Origin of the sequence: Mesorhizobium sp. LNHC252B00 (genome assembly GCF_000502955.1) — a bacterium.
GTDB lineage: Bacteria > Pseudomonadota > Alphaproteobacteria > Rhizobiales > Rhizobiaceae > Mesorhizobium.
The window spans coordinates 380,446-396,509 of record NZ_AYWO01000001.1; the positions used below are offsets into that span (position 1 = coordinate 380,446).

Annotated in this window: 13 protein-coding genes and 1 other RNA gene; 12 read left to right on the forward strand and 2 right to left on the reverse strand. The window is 62.8% G+C overall.

The window, feature by feature from the left end; all coding sequences use genetic code 11:
- Positions 1–60 precede the first annotated feature (60 nt).
- A complete protein-coding gene (locus X744_RS167475; protein WP_023756994.1) occupies positions 61–3,891 on the reverse strand; it encodes a hydantoinase B/oxoprolinase family protein in 3,831 nt (1,276 codons plus the stop codon).
- Between the two features lie 193 nt (positions 3,892–4,084).
- Here X744_RS167475 and X744_RS1000000171345 point away from each other — a divergent pair, with 193 nt between their 5' ends.
- From X744_RS1000000171345 to X744_RS0135735, 6 genes are all read left to right on the forward strand, one after another.
- Positions 4,085–4,330 (forward strand): hypothetical protein, encoded by a 246-nt coding sequence (locus tag X744_RS1000000171345; protein WP_084025055.1) that lies wholly within the window; start codon positions 4,085–4,087, stop codon positions 4,328–4,330.
- 174 nt (positions 4,331–4,504) lie between these two features.
- Positions 4,505–5,224: a DnaJ family molecular chaperone gene (locus X744_RS167465; protein ID WP_023756996.1), complete on the forward strand. Its 720-nt coding sequence runs from the start codon at positions 4,505–4,507 to the stop codon at positions 5,222–5,224.
- On the forward strand, positions 5,221–5,976 hold the full coding sequence (locus X744_RS167460) for an N-acetylmuramoyl-L-alanine amidase (RefSeq protein WP_023756997.1): 756 nt from the start codon (positions 5,221–5,223) through the stop codon (positions 5,974–5,976). Before X744_RS167465 ends, X744_RS167460 begins: the two co-directional genes overlap by 4 nt.
- A 210-nt stretch (positions 5,977–6,186) precedes the next feature.
- Complete coding sequence (locus tag X744_RS167455; RefSeq protein WP_023756998.1) at positions 6,187–6,915, forward strand: transglycosylase SLT domain-containing protein; 729 nt, start codon at positions 6,187–6,189, stop codon at positions 6,913–6,915.
- Positions 6,916–6,965: 50 nt separating this feature from the next.
- Positions 6,966–7,377: RNase P RNA component class A (gene rnpB, locus X744_RS1000000170840), an RNA gene on the forward strand.
- 173 nt (positions 7,378–7,550) lie between these two features.
- Complete coding sequence (locus X744_RS0135735; RefSeq protein ID WP_084025059.1) at positions 7,551–7,763, forward strand: type II toxin-antitoxin system ParD family antitoxin; 213 nt, start codon at positions 7,551–7,553, stop codon at positions 7,761–7,763.
- Positions 7,764–7,839: 76 nt separating this feature from the next.
- On the opposite strand, the gene X744_RS167450 is transcribed toward X744_RS0135735, so the two are convergent.
- The gene (locus tag X744_RS167450) at positions 7,840–8,955 is read right to left on the reverse strand and encodes a cystathionine gamma-lyase (RefSeq protein ID WP_023756999.1); all 1,116 of its coding nucleotides are present in this window, start codon (positions 8,953–8,955) and stop codon (positions 7,840–7,842) included.
- Between the two features lie 408 nt (positions 8,956–9,363).
- Between X744_RS167450 and mraZ the strand changes: the two genes are divergently transcribed.
- From mraZ to X744_RS167420, 6 genes are all read left to right on the forward strand, one after another.
- Positions 9,364–9,822, forward strand: a complete 459-nt coding sequence (mraZ, locus tag X744_RS167445; protein ID WP_023757000.1) for a division/cell wall cluster transcriptional repressor MraZ — start codon at positions 9,364–9,366, stop codon at positions 9,820–9,822.
- Positions 9,819–10,853, forward strand: a complete 1,035-nt coding sequence (gene rsmH, locus X744_RS167440; protein WP_023757001.1) for a 16S rRNA (cytosine(1402)-N(4))-methyltransferase RsmH — start codon at positions 9,819–9,821, stop codon at positions 10,851–10,853. Before mraZ ends, rsmH begins: the two co-directional genes overlap by 4 nt.
- Positions 10,854–10,857: 4 nt before the next feature.
- Complete coding sequence (locus X744_RS167435; RefSeq protein ID WP_023757002.1) at positions 10,858–11,253, forward strand: hypothetical protein; 396 nt, start codon at positions 10,858–10,860, stop codon at positions 11,251–11,253.
- Between the two features lie 97 nt (positions 11,254–11,350).
- Positions 11,351–13,060 carry a penicillin-binding protein 2 gene (locus tag X744_RS167430; protein WP_023757004.1) on the forward strand — a complete coding sequence of 570 codons (1,710 nt, stop codon included), beginning with the start codon at positions 11,351–11,353 and terminating at the stop codon, positions 13,058–13,060.
- Between the two features lie 54 nt (positions 13,061–13,114).
- A complete protein-coding gene (locus X744_RS167425) occupies positions 13,115–14,569 on the forward strand; it encodes a UDP-N-acetylmuramoyl-L-alanyl-D-glutamate--2,6-diaminopimelate ligase (protein WP_023757005.1) in 1,455 nt (484 codons plus the stop codon).
- On the forward strand, positions 14,566–16,062 hold the full coding sequence (locus X744_RS167420) for a UDP-N-acetylmuramoylalanyl-D-glutamyl-2,6-diaminopimelate--D-alanyl-D-alanine ligase (protein WP_023757006.1): 1,497 nt from the start codon (positions 14,566–14,568) through the stop codon (positions 16,060–16,062). The genes X744_RS167425 and X744_RS167420 overlap by 4 nt, the downstream gene beginning before the upstream one ends.
- Positions 16,063–16,064 lie beyond the last annotated feature (2 nt).

Sequence of the window (16,064 nt, forward strand, 5' to 3'; positions counted from 1 at the left end):
TTTGCCGCAAGCGGGTAACCCAGGGTGATGACAGGCCGGTGACAGCCTGTTGATGCCTGCTTATGGCTTGCCGAATCCGCCCGGCGTCGGCGTCGTCAGAATGACGGCTTCGCCCGGCTGAAGCACGGTCTGGTCGCAGGCCTTGAGGACTTCAATGGTTCCGTCCTTGCGGCGGATCTTGGTCGAGCCGACCTCGCCATCGCCGCCGCCGTCCAGGCCTTGCGGCGGGCGGTTGCGGTGCGAGGACAGGATCGCGCATTCCATCTTTTCGAGGAAGCGGATGGTGCGCTTGGTGCCGTCGCCCGCGCTCCATTTGCCCTTGCCGCCGGAACCTTCCCGAATGTGGAAATCCTCGAGCAGAACGGGAAAGCGCAGTTCCAGCACTTCCGGGTCGGTGAGGCGCGAATTGGTCATGTGGGTGTGAACCCCGGAGGTGCCGGCAAAGCCGCGGCCGGAGTTCATCTGGCCGGCCGGCGAGCCGGAACAGATCGTCTCGTAATATTGGTACGTCTTGTTGCCGAAGGTCAGGTTGTTCATCGTGCCTTGCGCGTTGGCCATGGCGCCCATGGCGCCGAACAGCGCGTTGGTGACGTGCTGCGAGGTCTCGACATTGCCGGCGACGACAGCGGCGGGGTAGGCGGGTTTCAGCATCGAGCCGTCGGGAATGATGATGTTGATTGGCCGCAGGCACCCGGCATTCATCGGGATCATATCCTCGACCATGACGCGGAAGGCATAGAGCACGGCCGCACGGGCGACCGGCTCGGGCGCGTTGAAATTGTTCTTCATCACCGGCGACGTGCCGGTGAAGTCGACGGTCGCCTCGCGCCTTTGCCGATCGACCGTGATCTTCACCTTGATGACCTGGCCTGTGTCGGTCGGATATTCGTACTCAGAACTATCTGGCAGCCGTTCCAGCACGCGGCGCACGCTTTCGGCGGCGTTGTCCTGGACATGACCCATATAGGCCTCGACGACATCGAGGCCGAAATGCGTGACCATCTTGCGCAGTTCCGCGACGCCCTTCTCGTTGGCGGCGATCTGCGCCTTGAGGTCAGCGATGTTCTGGTGCGGATTGCGCGCCGGATAGCGGTGGTCGGTCAGAAGCGTTTCCAGCTCCTTTTCGCGGAAGTGGCCGCGATCGACGATGCGGAAATTGTCGAACAGTACGCCTTCCTCGTCGACGGTGGTGGCAAGCGGCGTCATCGAACCGGGTGCCGTGCCGCCAATATCCGCATGGTGGCCACGCGAGGCGGCCCAGAAGAGGATTTCGTGTTGGGCGTCGTCGAACACCGGCGTCACCACCGTGATGTCGGGCAAATGCGTGCCGCCATTGTAGGGGGCGTTCAGGGCAAAGACGTCGCCGGGGTGGATGTCGCCGGAGTTCAACCGGATGATGGTTTCGACCGAACGGTCCATCGAGCCCAGATGCACCGGCATATGCGGGGCGTTGGCAACCAGCGCGCCGGTGCGGTCGAAGACGGCGCAGGAGAAATCCAGCCTTTCCTTGATGTTGACCGAATAGGCGGTGTTCTGCAGCGTCACGCCCATCTGTTCGGCAATCGACATGAACAGATTGTTGAAGACCTCCAGCATGACCGGGTCGGCCTCGGTACCGAGTGCTGCCTGCCGGCGCTTTTTCTCGACGCGGCGCAGGAGCACATGGTTCCTTGCGGTGATTTCGGCCTGCCAGCCCGGCTCGATCACGATCGTCTGGTTCGGCTCGATGATCAAGGCAGGACCCGCAACCGTGTTTCCCGGCCTCAGCGCCTCGCGGCGGAAGATGCCTGAAGCACGCCACTCTCCCTCGGTGAAGATTTCGCGGGTTTGCGAAGGGCTTACGGCGAGGTCTTCGGTTTGCGATTCAGTTTCGTCGCGGCCGTTGCCGCCGGTGTCGATGCCTTCGACGCCGACGGTCTCGACGATCATCGGCTTGTCGTCATAGACGAAACCGAACTGTGCTTTGTGGGCGATTTCGAAATCGCGCTTGGCCTGGAAAATCGAGTCTTCCTCAAAATTCACCGGCAATGTCGTGTCGGTGCCGTCGTAACGGATGTGCAGCACCGGCTTCGCGGCAACCGCGTCCTCGGCGATGCCTTGTGCCGCGAGTTCGGCGATGACGGCTTTTTTCAAGGTGGTAATAAGGTTGCCGATCTCCGTTCTGGACTCTTCGGCAAGCGGCTTCAGCAACGCCTGCTGGCGCGAGGCAAAAACCGAAGACAGGCCAATGCCGTAGGCCGACAGCAGGCCGGAGAAGGGATGGATCAATACCGCCTCCATGCCGAGCGCGTCAGCGACCAGGCAAGCGTGCTGGCCGCCGGCGCCACCGAAGCAGTTCAAGAGATATTCAGTGACGTCGTAGCCGCGCTGAACTGAGATCTTCTTGATGGCGTTCGCCATGTTCTCAACAGCGATGGTGACGAAGCCTTCGGCGACAGCCTCGGGCGTGCGGCCGTCGCCAATTTCGGCTGCCAGCATGGCGAATTTTGCCCGCACCGTCTCGACATCGAGCGGCTGGTCCTGGCCGGGGCCGAAAATGGCGGGAAAGAAATCGGGCTGCAGCTTGCCCAGCATGACATTGGCGTCGGTGACGGCGAGCGGCCCGCCGCGCCGGTAGGCGGCCGGGCCGGGATTGGCGCCAGCCGAGTCGGGTCCGGCACGGAAGCGGCCGGCCTCGTAATGCAGGATCGAGCCGCCACCGGCGGCGACGGTGTGGATGCGCATCATCGGCGCGCGGATGCGCACGCCAGCGACCTCGGTGTCGAAGGCACGCTCATACTCGCCGTCATAATGGGCGACATCGGTGGAGGTGCCGCCCATGTCGAAGCCGATGACTTTGCCGAAACCGGCGAGCCTGGCCGTCTCGACCATGCCGACGACGCCGCCGGCTGGGCCCGACAGCAGCGCGTCCTTTCCCTGGAACATGTCGGCAGCGGTCAGCCCGCCGGAGGACATCATGAACATCAGGCGAGGGGATTCCCTCCCCCTCGAGGGGAGGGTGGCGGCAAAGCCGCCGGGTGGGGTCGGCTCGACTGGGTTCGACGCATCGGCGGTGCCTTCTGATAGGACCCCCTCTGGCCGCTTTGCCGACTGCCCTTCGCTATGGCTTCGGGCGTTCGTTGCTGAAAAAGCCAAATCGTTGGCTTTTTCTCGACCTTCGGTCGACCGCCACTCACCCCCCTCGAGGGGGGAGAGGACGCCCAACTCTCCCGCCACCCTCTGCACATACCTCGACAGGATGGGCGACAGATAGGCGTCGACCACAGTGGTGTCGCCACGGCCGACCAGCTTGATCAGCGGTGAGACCTCGTGGCTGACCGAAACCTGGCTGAAACCAAGTTTGCGGCAGACTTTTGCCACCGCCTTCTCGTGGTCGGGATATTTCCACGCATGCATGAAGGCGATAGCCACGGCATCGATGCCATCGGCCCTGGCCTGTTCGATCGCCGGCCGGCAGGCGGCGATGTCGAGCAATTGTTCGACACGGCCATCAGCGCGTACGCGCTCGTTGATCTCGATGACGCGCTCGTAGAGCTGTTCGGGAAGGATGATCTCCTTGGCGAAGATGTCCGGGCGCGCCTGATAGGCGATCTTCAGCGCATCGCGAAAACCCTTGGTAATGAGCAAAAGAACGCGGTCGCCCTTGCGCTCCAGCAGCGCATTGGTGGCGACCGTGGTGCCCATCTTGACGTCGCCGATCAGGCCGGGCGGGATGGCATCGTCGGAGGATAGACCGAGAAGGCCGCGAATGCCCTGGATGGCGGCATCGGCATAGGCCTCGGGATTTTCGGAGAGAAGCTTGCGGGGATGCAGCCCGCCCTCCGGATCCTTGCCGATGACGTCGGTGAATGTGCCGCCGCGGTCGATCCAGAAATCCCATTTTTCGGTCATGACAGCCCTGGCACTTTTCTGTTCGATCTGTGGTTCAGCACATTCTGTTAGTTCGCCATCGTTCGACCGGCAATCGCAAATGAACCAGACGATGTTACATGCGGAAACGCAACGTTACGAAACTCATGGCTATCTGACGCATTTCCTTTCGACCGTTCACGGCAACGTGAGCGTATATCGAAGGAGAGATAATATGAAAAAGCTCATTCTTGCGTCCGTTTCCGCTTTGGCCTTGCTTGGCGTTGCCGCCTGCAGTGACAACGGTACGGATAATACCACCACCCAGAGCACCCCACCGCCGGCCGAACAGCCGATGAAGCCGGCTACGCCGCCGGCCGCGACGCCTCCGGCTACCGACAACTCGACTACGAAGAGCATCACACCCGAGAAGCCTGCCGAGCCGGCTCCGGCAAAACCAGCTCCTGCGCCCGCGCAGTAGTCGGGAACGCGGTACTTTTGCGTGAAGGACGAGAAAGGCCTGTGGTATCGGCCTTTCTCGTTTAATCCGACCGCCGCGGCCACATCCCGCGCCAAAGTCGGGCCGATTGTCGTGCGGAGCCTGCGGCACTGTCCCGGCTTGATAGCAAGGGGCGGTGGCACTAAGAAGCAGGCTATGTCCATTTGGGATCGCCTCGGCGAGTTCATCACCCGCGTTTCATCTTCAACCTCGTCGGGTGTTGCCGACGTCGTCGAGGCCGTGCGCACGGTTTTTTCGGGCGATGCGGATCTGCGCCGGCGTGTCGCGTTCTCGGTGGCGATGATCGCATTGTCGGCCAAGATGGCCAAGGCCGATGGCATCGTCACCCAGGACGAGGTGCGCGCCTTCCAGCAGATTTTCGACGTGCCGCCAAAGGAGACGCGCAATGTGGCGCGGCTGTTCGATCTCGCCCAACGCGACGTGGCCGGTTTCGAAATCTATGCCGAGCGGATGGCGCAGATGTGCGGCTCGGGGCATTCCAACTGCGCGATGCTGGAAGACATACTCGAGGGCTTGTTTTACATCGCCAAGGCCGACGGGCTGGTGCATGAGCGCGAAGGCCTCTTCCTGCACCGCATCGCCGAGATTTTCCGCATCGACGAGGCACATTACGAAAGCATCATGGCGCGGCACGTCAATCTGGGCGCCGGGGATCCCTATGTCGTGCTCGGTATCGAGCGCGGTAAGCCGTTCGAAGAGGTCAGGAAACGCTATCGAAAGCTGGTTTCCGACAATCATCCGGACCGGCTGATTGCGCGCGGCCTGCCGCAGGAATTCATCAAGATCGCAACGACCAGGGTGGCGGCGATCAATGCCGCCTATGAGATGATCGAGCGGGGTCTGCGCCACGCATGAGCGGTTTCCTGCCCGACGAGCCACGTGCCGAGGTCAGGGTATCGCCGAATTTCGGTCCGCGGCGCGAGACACTCAAGCCTGACATGATCGTGTTGCACTACACCGGCATGGCGACTGGCATTGGGGCCGAGGCGTTGCTGTGCGATCCGGCCAGCGAGGTGTCGTCGCACTATCTCGTCCATGAGAATGGCCACATCGTGCAAATGGTCAGGGAAAGCGACCGCGCTTGGCACGCCGGCAAGAGTTCGTGGTTCGGACGCGCCGACATCAATTCCTGTTCCGTCGGCATCGAGATCGTCAATCCAGGACATACGCTGGGCTATCCCGGTTTTCCCAAGCGGCAGATCGATGCGGTGATCGGGCTGTGCAGGGGGATCGCCGGGCGGCATTCGATTGCCGCCGAGCGGGTGCTCGCACATTCCGATGTGGCGCCGGGACGCAAAATCGATCCGGGCGAGAAGTTCCCCTGGAAGACGCTGTTCGAGGCCGGTGTCGGCCATCTCGTGGCAGCCGCACCGATCCGGCGAGGAGCCGTGCTCAGGCTCGGCGATGCCGGCGGTGACGTCGAGGCGTTGCAGTCGATGCTGGCGCTCTACGGCTATGGCGTCGAAATAACGAGCATTTTCGACCGACAGACGGAGTTCGTCGTCGAGGCGTTTCAGAGGCATTTCCGGCCGCGCAGAGTGGACGGCATTGCCGATGGCTCGACACTGCGGACACTGCAAAAGCTGCTTGCCTCCGTGAGACGCTGACCTGAGGGTAGCCTCTTCCAAGCAACCCCTTCCAATCTTTAAATTACAAGCTGTCACTCAAAGTGACTTGCCTGGCCTTGTTTGACACCAATTCGAGCGTCAAACGGCTGGCGTGCAGATGTCGGACCCCCAGCCCCCCGGGGTTGTTCCGATATTGATTAGGCGTTGCTGCGTGAACATCTTCACGCAGTCCAGACAGAACAGGATCACATGCAGAAATTGACCGTTTTAACGGCAGCTCTTGCTGCCGGCGTAATGACTTTTGCCTTCGGCACGGCGCAAGCCGCGCCACTCAGCCCGCGGGCCGATCAAGGGCTTTCCGCCGTACCCGCAAAAAGCAGCAAGGCCACGCTGGCCACAAGCGACAAGGCAAGCCACGACGCCAAGGCGACGAAGCGGGTTTCCGCCAAAGTGGAAAAGGCAAGCTGGTCCAAGCCCAAGAAGTCTACCGCCAAAAGGCAGACGAAGCGCGGTCGCAAGACCGTCGACATGACGACAACGGCGTCGGTTGGTCTGAGGAAGGCGGCGGCATCGACGGCCGCGGTGGCCAGCATCGGCCAGTATTCCGCAATCGTTGCCCGCTATGCGGCGATCGAAGGCGTGCCGGTGTCGCTCGCCACGGCCGTCATCAAGATCGAGAGCAACTACCGGCCTGACATCGTCGGCAGCGCCGGCGAGATCGGCCTGATGCAGATCAAGCCGGCAACAGCGCGGATGATGGGATATAGCGGTTCCGCCAAGGGCCTGTTCGATCCCGACACCAACATCAAATACGGCATGAAATATCTTGCCATGGCGCGGAGCCTCGGCGGCGGCACGACCTGTGGTACGATTCTGAAATACAATGCCGGGCATGCCGCAACGCGAATGAACCCGGTGTCGGCCGCCTATTGCGGCAAGGTCAAAGTGCAGATGGCTGCGCTTGGATCGCCTGCATAAGTCTGCTTTTTCGTTTGCGTTTTCGGGCGTGAACCCCTTTATACGCCTTGCCAGCTGGCCGGGCGGCCGCACCCGCAAACGCCGAAAGGCCGCGGGTGAGGAAAGTCCGGGCTCCATGGAAACACGGTGCCGGTTAATGGCCGGCGGGGGCGACCCCAGGGAAAGTGCCACAGAAAGCAAACCGCCACGGTTCGGCTTTTGCCGGATTCGGGGCAAGGGTGAAAGGGTGGGGTAAGAGCCCACCGCGCGACTGGCAACAGGAGCGGCACGGTAAACCCCACCGGGAGCAAGACCGAATAGGGGCGGTGCGAGGGGAAACCCTCGAGGGCTGTTTCCGGCCCACCGTCCGGGTAGGTTGCGTGAGGCGCATGGCAACATGCGCCCAAGATGAATGGCCGCCACGTTCTCGCGCCGCAAGGGGCGAGGGCCATACAAAACCCGGCTTACAGGCCAGCTGGCAATTCTCTCCATGATATCGAAGAGAAGTCTTTGAGATCAGCAGGTTGCGCCCTGGGGCGCGCCTGGTGATTCAAGCTTTGTTCAGCTGTTCATCCATGCGAGCGAGGATCGGCTGTTCTTGAAGCTGGTGCGATTAAATCGTACCATCGATCCGTGAAGAGCATCAGGAGCCTATCATGGGACAGGTCGACAAACGCAGCATCACGCTGTCGCCGGAACTGGCGCAGGCGGTGGATGATGCGGTCGCCGCCGGCGAATATGCGTCGGCGAGCGAGGTGATCCGTGATGCGCTCAGGCAATGGAAAGACCGGCGCGACCTGCATGGCTATACGGTCGAGGAATTGCGCAAACTTGTGCAGGAAGGGATTCGACAGCGGGCCCGCTCTTGAGGGGCCGCCGATTATCGAACGAGCGCGCGCCAGATATCTCAAAATGGCAGAGGCAAAAAGCTCTTAGCCGATTTTGTCAGCCGCCAATCTTGTCCAGCGACGTCTCGATCGCCTTCCAGAGTTCTTCCACCGGCTCGCAGCCTACCGAGAGGCGCACGAAGCCGGCGGGAACCGCATCGCCTCGCTTCAAGCGCCGCTCGGCAGAGGTGTGGACGCCGCCGAAGGATGTCGCGGCTTCGATCAGGTCGCAATTGTTGATGAAATCCTCTGCCTTGTCCTCCGATGCGAGCTCGAAAGAGATGAGAAAGCCGAAGCGCTCCATCTGGGCGCGAGCAAGGTTATGCGACGGATCGCTTTCCAGCCCGGGGAACCGCAGGCCGCTGATCGCGCGGTGGTCCTTCAGCCGCCGCGCGATCACATCCGCCGAGGAACACATGCGATCGAAGCGCACGTCCAGTGTCTCCAAGCCGCGATGCACCAGCCAAGCTTCGAACGGACCGGGAATGCTGCCGGAAACCTCGCGCCAGCCGGTCACGGCGGCGATGATTTCGGCATTGCGGCTGGCGACATGGCCGAACAGCACATCGGAATGGCCATTGGGCGCCTTGGTGTCGGCGGCAATGACGATGTCGGCGCCATGGTCGAGTGGGCGCTGGCCGAAGGGTGTCATCGTCGTGTTGTCGACCACCAGCAGCGCGCCGGCTTTGTGAACAGCATCGGCGACGGCCGCGATGTCGCAGATATCCAGCCCCGGATTGGCGGGGGTTTCGACGAAGGCGAGGCGGTACCCTTCGAAGCCGCCATCGAGGAAGGTCGAGGTCGGCCTGACATCGTAGGTGACGCCAAGGGGCTTCAGGAAGCGTTCGGCCAAAGCCCGCGTCGTGTGATAGCCGTCCGAAGGCAGCAGGATACGATCGCCGGCCTTGAGCACGGCAAAAAATGCTGCCGAGATCGCCGCCATTCCCGAAGGAAAGGCGACGCAGGGCGCGTCCTCCAGATGGGCCAGCATATGTTCGACCGCATCCCAGGTCGGGTTGCTGAAGCGGCCGTACTGGTTGAAACCGGTGGCGTCGCCGGGCGCGTGAAAAATGGCGGCCATGGTCAGGGGCAGAGGGATGGAATCGCCCATGGCAAGCCCGCTGCTACGCAGATGGGATAGTGCTGCAGCGCGACTGTTCGCTGTTTCAGACATCGATTCTCAAATCCTTTGGTGACCGACCGGATGCGGCGAAACGCTATGCCGGGTAGCGCCTCGCGGCAAGGCGCGTCTGGTTGGGCCAGGCGCCTCTAAACCCTTCGTTAGGCTTAATGATCCATAAAGACGAGATGTGACGTCAAGGCTGCTCTCGTTGGTCGCGGCGTGCGTGTTTGTGAAGCCCTTCCCGTTGACGCCCATAGCACCCCATGATATCCCATACAGACATCAAAGCCTTCGTTCCGCGTCAGGGTAAAGCGTACGCCAATCGGGCAGCCGCGGCGGCTGCGCGTTTGCCGGTTTTTGCCCGTGCCAACGAGATTGATGCGGGGCAGCGAACGTGCCGCGGCGGCGCGTACGACACGATGAAGAGGGGTGCGGCGGCGCAAGCGGCCGTGGCATTTAATGGACCGGTTTCTCTCGAACACGGTGAGCAGGATCGATGCGAAGGGACGGGTATCCGTTCCGGCGCATTTCCGCGCCGTTGTGCAGAAGCGCGGCTATTCGGAACTCTATGCGCTGCGCTGCCTGGATTTGCCGGCGATGGATGTCGGCGGGCTCGACCTGCTCGACCGCTACGAGCAGCGCATCGCACTCGAGGATCCCTTCCTGCAGACGGCGGACGATATGTCATTCTTCTGCCATGGCGACGGAACATTCTTGAAACTCGACCAGGACGGTCGCATCACGATGAGCGATTTTATTCGCGAACACACCGGCATTTCGGCGGAAGTGGCCTTTGTCGGACGAGGCAATTTCTTTCAGGTCTGGGAGCCGGGACGGCTTGCTGCCTATGGGGCGCAGGCGCGGGCTCGGCTTTTGCAGCTTCGGCAGGGGACGAAGGCTGGGGAGCTATCGGAATGACGGTGGGCCACGGCGATGACCTTCCTCACGCCGCAGATGGGCACGCCGTTGGCGGATCGGCCCGCCACATTCCGGTCCTCGTTGGCGAAGTGCTGGAAGCACTGTCGCCAGCGGAGGGCGACATCATCATCGACGGCACGTTCGGCGCCGGCGGTTACACCAGGGCCATTCTGGCGACGGGCGCCTCCGTGGTGGCGATCGACCGCGATCCGGATGCCATCGCCGCCGGGCGCGATCTCGAGGCGCAGTCGGGCGGCCGCCTGCGGCTGGTGCAGGCGCCGTTCTCGACGCTGGACGAACATGTCGAGAGTGCCGACGGCGTCGTGCTCGACATCGGTGTGTCCTCGATGCAGCTCGACCAGGCCGAGCGCGGGTTTTCGTTCCGCGCCGACGGGCCGCTCGACATGCGCATGGCGCAGGCGGGTTTGAGCGCTGCCGACGTCGTCAACAGCTTCAAGCCGGGTGATCTCGCCCGCATCTTCGGCTTCCTCGGCGAGGAGCGTCATGCCGGGCGCATCGCCCGCATGATCGAGGCTCGCCGCGAAAAGCGTCCGTTCGAGCGCACGCTGGAACTGGCCGATGCCATCGAGACGCATATCGGCCGTGCGCCGAAGGACAAAATCCATCCGGCGACGCGCGTTTTCCAGGCGCTGCGCATCTTCGTCAATGACGAGCTTGGCGAACTGGCCAAGGCCTTGTTCGCGGCCGAGCGTGCGCTGAAGCCGGGCGGACGGCTCGCCGTGGTGACGTTCCATTCGCTGGAAGACCGCATCGTCAAGCGTTTCATCGCCGACCGTGCCGACGTCGCGACCGGCTCGCGTCACCTGCCCGAGGCTCATGCGCGCACCGCGACCTTCCGCAAGGCGGGCGGCGGCGTGACTGCCGGCGATGCCGAGGTGGCGGCCAATCCGCGCGCCCGTTCGGCCAGGCTTCGCGCGGCAATCCGCACCGAGGCGCCGGCGCGCAGCAGCGACTTTTCGATTTTCGGCCTTCCAAAGCTTCCCGGTATCGACCGGCCGGGGGAGAGGTAAGCACGTGTTTCGTACCAGCGACATCGTCCTGATCGCCGTCATGGTTGGGGCGGCCGCCCTTACCTACAAGGCCAAGCGCGAGGCCGAGGAACAATTGGCTTCGGTGCAGAAGATCCATGCGCAGATCCGCTATGAGGAGGACACGATCGACCTGCTCAAGGCTGACTGGAGCCTGCTCACCCAGCCATCGCGGCTGCAGAAGCTGACCGAACTCTACAAGTCACAGCTCGAACTCGAGCCGGTTAGCGCTCGCCAGATCGTCGGCATCGGCGACCTGCCGGCCAAATCCCTGGACATCCAGGACATCCTGTCCGGACGCCAGGGCGGCATGGCCGACGATTCCGATCAAGCGCCTCCTGGCAGCAAGGATCCCGTGGTGACCGGAGGCATCGCCCAATGATCGGCAAACTGCTGAAGCGTCGCGTGAGGACGGGTGAAGGCGGTTCGATCAGATCGGAAGAGCACACGTCTGAACTNGTGACCGGAGGCATCGCCCAATGATCGGCAAACTGCTGAAGCGTCGCGTGAGGACGGGTGAAGGCGGTTCGATCGTCGTCGAGGGCGCCCGCAAGGCGACCGGCGGCAAGGGCAGGACGCGCATCGTCATGACGATGGCGGTGTTCTTCGGGATCTTCTCGACGATTTCCGGGCGCCTGGTCTATCTCGGCTTCCAGACCCCGGACATGTCGGGCGGTCCGCAAAGCCGGGTGACGGCATCGCGGCCCGACATTGTCGACCGCAACGGCGAAGTTCTGGCGACGGACATCAAGACGGCGTCGCTGTTTGCCGAGCCGCGCCGCATCGTAGACGCCGACGAGGCGATCGAGAAGCTGTCGACGGTGCTTCCGGACATCGACTATGAGCAGACCTACCATAAGCTGAAGAGCGGTGCTGGTTTCGTCTGGCTGCAGCGGCAACTGACCCCCAAGCAGCAGTCCGACATCATGCAGCTCGGCATTCCCGGCTTCGGTTTCCGCACCGAGAAGCGCCGCTTCTATCCGAGCGGCGAGACCTCGTCCTACATTGTCGGGCTAACCAACATCGACAACCAGGGCATTTCCGGCATGGAGAAATATGTCGATGAGCAGGGTTTGAGCGACCTGCAGGCATCGGGCCTCGCGGTGGCCAAGGATCTCAAGCCGGTGAGGCTTTCGATCGATCTGCGCGTCCAGCATGTGGTGCGCGACGAGATCGCCGCCGGCTTGGAGCGCTATCGCGCCATGGGCGCTGGCGCCGTTGTGCTCAACGTCAAGACCGGCGAAGTGGTGGCCATGGCCTCGGTCCCGGATTTTGATCCTAACAATCCTTATAATGCGCAAGACAAGGACCGGCTGAACCGGATGTCGGCAGGCCTCTACGAGATGGGCTCGACCTTCAAGAGCTTTACCTCTGCCATGGCGCTCGATTCGGGCAAGGCGACGATGGCGAGCCGCTTCGATGCTTCGCATCCAATCCGGGTCGGCCATCAGGCCATTCACGACTTCCACGGCAAGAACCGTGTGCTGTCGTTGCCGGAGGTGTTCCTCTATTCGTCCAACATCGGGTCGGCCAGGGAGGCCGAAATGGTCGGCATCGCGGGGCACCGCGAATTCCTGCATCGCCTTGGAATTTTGGATAAGATGCAGACCGAACTGCCGGAAGTCGCCCGCCCGACTGAACCGAAGGTCTGGAAACAGGTCAATTCGTTCACCATCGCCTTCGGTCACGGCGTGTCGACGACGCCGCTGCAAGCGGCTGTCGGCTGCGCCGCGCTGATGAATGGCGGCTTCCTGATGAACCCCACCTTCCTGATCCGTACACAGGAAGAAGCGATGGCCATGGCCAAGAAAGTGGTCAGCGAAAAGACGGTCGACGGCATGCGCTACCTGTATACGCTCAACGCGGAGAAGGGCTCGGCCAGAAACGCCAGAGTGCCCGGCTATCGCGTTGGCGGTAAGACCGGAACAGCCGAGAAGGTCATCAATGGCCGCTACTCGAAGGAATTGAATTTCAATACATTCGTCGCCGCCTTTCCGATGGACGATCCACAATACCTGGTGTTTACGATTGCCGACGCCCCGCACCCCGAAAAGCCTGGCATGACAGACGTCGCGGCATCGAACGCGGGCGTTATGGCGGGCAACATTATCCGGCGTGCGGCTGCCATGCTTGGCGTGAAGCCAGATTTCAGCCATGAAAATGGTGCAACGCTGGTTTCCTATCAGTGATTCTTAGGGCGCGCCGGTAACTGCGCGCTATTTTGTTGCGGTGAACGGGGTTCGATGAAACTAAGAGACCTAGCCGGTATCCTGCCAGTCGAAGGAACAACTTCCGCCGATCTGGAGGTCATCGGGATTTCGTCGGATTCCCGCCAGGTAAGATCGGGCGTTGTCTTTTTTGCGCTCGCCGGAACCAAGGCCGATGGTGCCGTTTATGCCGCCGATGCCGCCGCGCGTGGTGCGGTCGCGATTGTGGCTGCCAAGGGCAGCGCCATTGCTGGACTGTCGGTTCCGGTATTGGCGGTCGACGATCCGCGCCTGGCACTGGCGCTGAGTGCGGCCCGCTATTTCGGCAAGCAGCCGCAGACCATGATCGCGGTAACCGGTACCAGCGGCAAGACATCGGTCGCTGCCTTCACCAGGCAGATCTGGGAGCAGGCGGGTTATGCCGCCGCTTCGATCGGCACCACCGGCGTGGTAGCTCCGGGCCGCAACGATTATGGCTCGCTGACGACGCCCGATCCGGTCGCCTTGCACCAATTGCTGCGGGAATTGGCCGATGCCGGCGTCACCCACGCCTCCATGGAAGCCTCCAGCCATGGGCTCGACCAGCGCCGCCTCGACGGTGTGAAGCTGGCGGCCGGCGGGTTCACCAATCTCGGTCGCGACCATATGGACTACCATCCGACCATCGCGGACTATCACCAGGCCAAATTGCGGCTGTTCGACACGCTGCTGCCGAAGGGCGCGCCGGCCGTGATCTTCGCCGACGATCCATGGTCGGCGCCGACGATCCAGGCGGCGCGGGCCGCCGGGCTCGAGGCGCTGACGGTTGGCCGCCATGGCGATTTCCTCAGGTTGAAGCGGGTCGAGCACGAGCGCCACCGCCAGCGCGCCGAGGTCGAGGCCGACGGCGTGCTCTATGAGGTCGACTTGCCGCTGGCCGGCGATTTCCAGATATCGAACGCGCTGGTTTCGGCAGGGCTTGCCATTTCCACGGGAACGCCCGTCGCCAAGACCTTGATGGCGTTGGAGAAACTGAAGGGTGCGCCCGGCCGGCTCGACCTCGTCGGCACCACCGCGAATGGCGCGCCGGTCTATGTCGATTATGCCCACAAACCGGACGCGCTGGAAAACGTGCTGGCCTCGGTGCGCCCGTTCACCACTGGTCGCGTCATCGTCGTGTTCGGCTGCGGCGGCGACCGCGACCGGGGAAAAAGGCCGATCATGGGGGAGATCGCGACGCGGCTTGCCGATGTCGTGATCGTGACCGACGACAATCCGCGATCGGAAGTACCGGAAACAATCCGCGCGGCGATCCTCGCCGCTGCTCCTGGTGCCATAGAGATAGGCGACCGGCGCCAGGCGATCCGCGAGGCGGTCGCCATGCTGCATGCCGGCGACACGCTGATCGTAGCCGGCAAGGGCCACGAGGAAGGCCAGACGATCGGCTCCGAGACCTTGCATTTCTCCGATCATGAGGAAGTTCGCGCAGCACTCGTAGAGCGTGCCGCATGAGCTTGTTGTGGACCTCCGAGGCGCTGGTCACCGCCATGGACGGGCGGCCGCTCGGGCCGATGCCGGACGGCATATCGGGTATTTCAATCGACAGCCGCAGCCTACAGCCCGGCGACGCCTTCTTCGCCATCAAGGGCGAGGCGATGGACGGGCATGACTTCGTCACGTCAGCCATCAAAGCCGGCGCCGGGGTTCTGGTGGTAGCCGAAGGCAAGCTGCCGTCGCTCGGCCGGCTGACGGCGCCGATCATCGTCGTCGATGATGTGCTGGTCGCGCTGGAAAAGCTCGGAGTAGCCTCCCGCGCGCGCTCCCAAGCCAAAATCATCGCGGTGACCGGTTCGGCTGGCAAGACCACCACCAAGGAAGCGCTGCGTCATGTGCTGCAAGCCGTCGGCAAGACGCATGCCTCGGCGCAGTCGTTCAACAATCACTGGGGCGTGCCGCTGACATTGGCGCGCATGCCCGCCGATTGCGACTATGCCGTTTTCGAAATCGGCATGAACCATCCTGACGAGATACGGCCGCTGGTGAAAATGGTGAGGCCGCATGTCGCCATCGTGACCATGATCGCGGCCGCCCACCTTGGCTTCTTCCGCAACCTGGACGAGATCGCCAAGGCCAAGGCCGAGATTTTCGAAGGGCTGGAGCCTAACGGTGCCGCTGTCCTCAACCGCGACGATGCGCGCTTCAAGATTCTCGACAAAATGGCGCATGCCGCCGGCGTCGAGCACGTCTACGGTTTCGGCGAGAATGCGCGTTCGACCTTCAAGCTGGTCCAATGCGAACTGCACGCCGATCATTCCGACATCAGTGCCAGGATCAGCGGCCACGAAGTGTCGGCTCGGATCGGTGCGCCCGGCCGCCATATGGTGCAGAACGTGCTGGCGGTGCTGGGGGCGGCGCATCTGATCGGGGCCGATGTCGACAAAGTGGCCCTGGCACTGGCCGATCTCTCGGCCGAGCGCGGGCGCGGCAAGCGCCATGTGCTGCGCCACCCCGGTGGCTCGACTTCGAGCCATCCCGGTGGCTCGACTTCTAGCTACCCCGGCGGGCCGATCACGCTGATCGACGAGAGCTACAACGCCAATCCGGCGTCGATGGCTGCCGCGATGGCATTGCTCAACGCGACGCCGGTGACGGGCGAGGGCCGCCGCATCGCCGTGCTCGGCGACATGCTCGAACTCGGCGACCATTCGGCCAAGCTGCATGCCGCTCTCGCCGACCTTATCGTTGGCACCGGGACGCAGACCGTCTTCCTCGGTGGCCCTGAAATGCGGGCACTGGCCGAGATACTGCCCGGCGAAGTCAAGACGGAATACCGTGCCGGTGTCGAGGAACTGAAGCCGGTGCTGCTGGCCGCGCTGAGGCCAGGCGACGTGGTGATGATCAAATCGTCGAAAGGCATCGGCTTTGCAAAACTGGTCGATGCGGTGCTGGGCAAATTCCCGCCTGAATCGACAACCAGAAAACAGACCCAGGTCGGGGGACGATAACG

Coding starts and splice junctions, on each gene's coding strand:
- X744_RS167465 (WP_023756996.1), top strand. CDS start 4,505: ATGTCCATTTGGGATCGCCTCGGCGAGTTCATCACCCGCGTTTCATCT.
- X744_RS167460 (WP_023756997.1), top strand. CDS start 5,221: ATGAGCGGTTTCCTGCCCGACGAGCCACGTGCCGAGGTCAGGGTATCG.
- X744_RS1000000171345 (WP_084025055.1), top strand. CDS start 4,085: ATGAAAAAGCTCATTCTTGCGTCCGTTTCCGCTTTGGCCTTGCTTGGC.
- X744_RS167455 (WP_023756998.1), top strand. CDS start 6,187: ATGCAGAAATTGACCGTTTTAACGGCAGCTCTTGCTGCCGGCGTAATG.
- mraZ (WP_023757000.1), top strand. CDS start 9,364: ATGGACCGGTTTCTCTCGAACACGGTGAGCAGGATCGATGCGAAGGGA.
- rsmH (WP_023757001.1), top strand. CDS start 9,819: ATGACGGTGGGCCACGGCGATGACCTTCCTCACGCCGCAGATGGGCAC.
- X744_RS0135735 (WP_084025059.1), top strand. CDS start 7,551: ATGGGACAGGTCGACAAACGCAGCATCACGCTGTCGCCGGAACTGGCG.
- X744_RS167430 (WP_023757004.1), top strand. CDS start 11,351: ATGATCGGCAAACTGCTGAAGCGTCGCGTGAGGACGGGTGAAGGCGGT.
- X744_RS167450 (WP_023756999.1), bottom strand. CDS start 8,955: ATGTCTGAAACAGCGAACAGTCGCGCTGCAGCACTATCCCATCTGCGT.
- X744_RS167425 (WP_023757005.1), top strand. CDS start 13,115: ATGAAACTAAGAGACCTAGCCGGTATCCTGCCAGTCGAAGGAACAACT.
- X744_RS167420 (WP_023757006.1), top strand. CDS start 14,566: ATGAGCTTGTTGTGGACCTCCGAGGCGCTGGTCACCGCCATGGACGGG.
- X744_RS167475 (WP_023756994.1), bottom strand. CDS start 3,891: ATGACCGAAAAATGGGATTTCTGGATCGACCGCGGCGGCACATTCACC.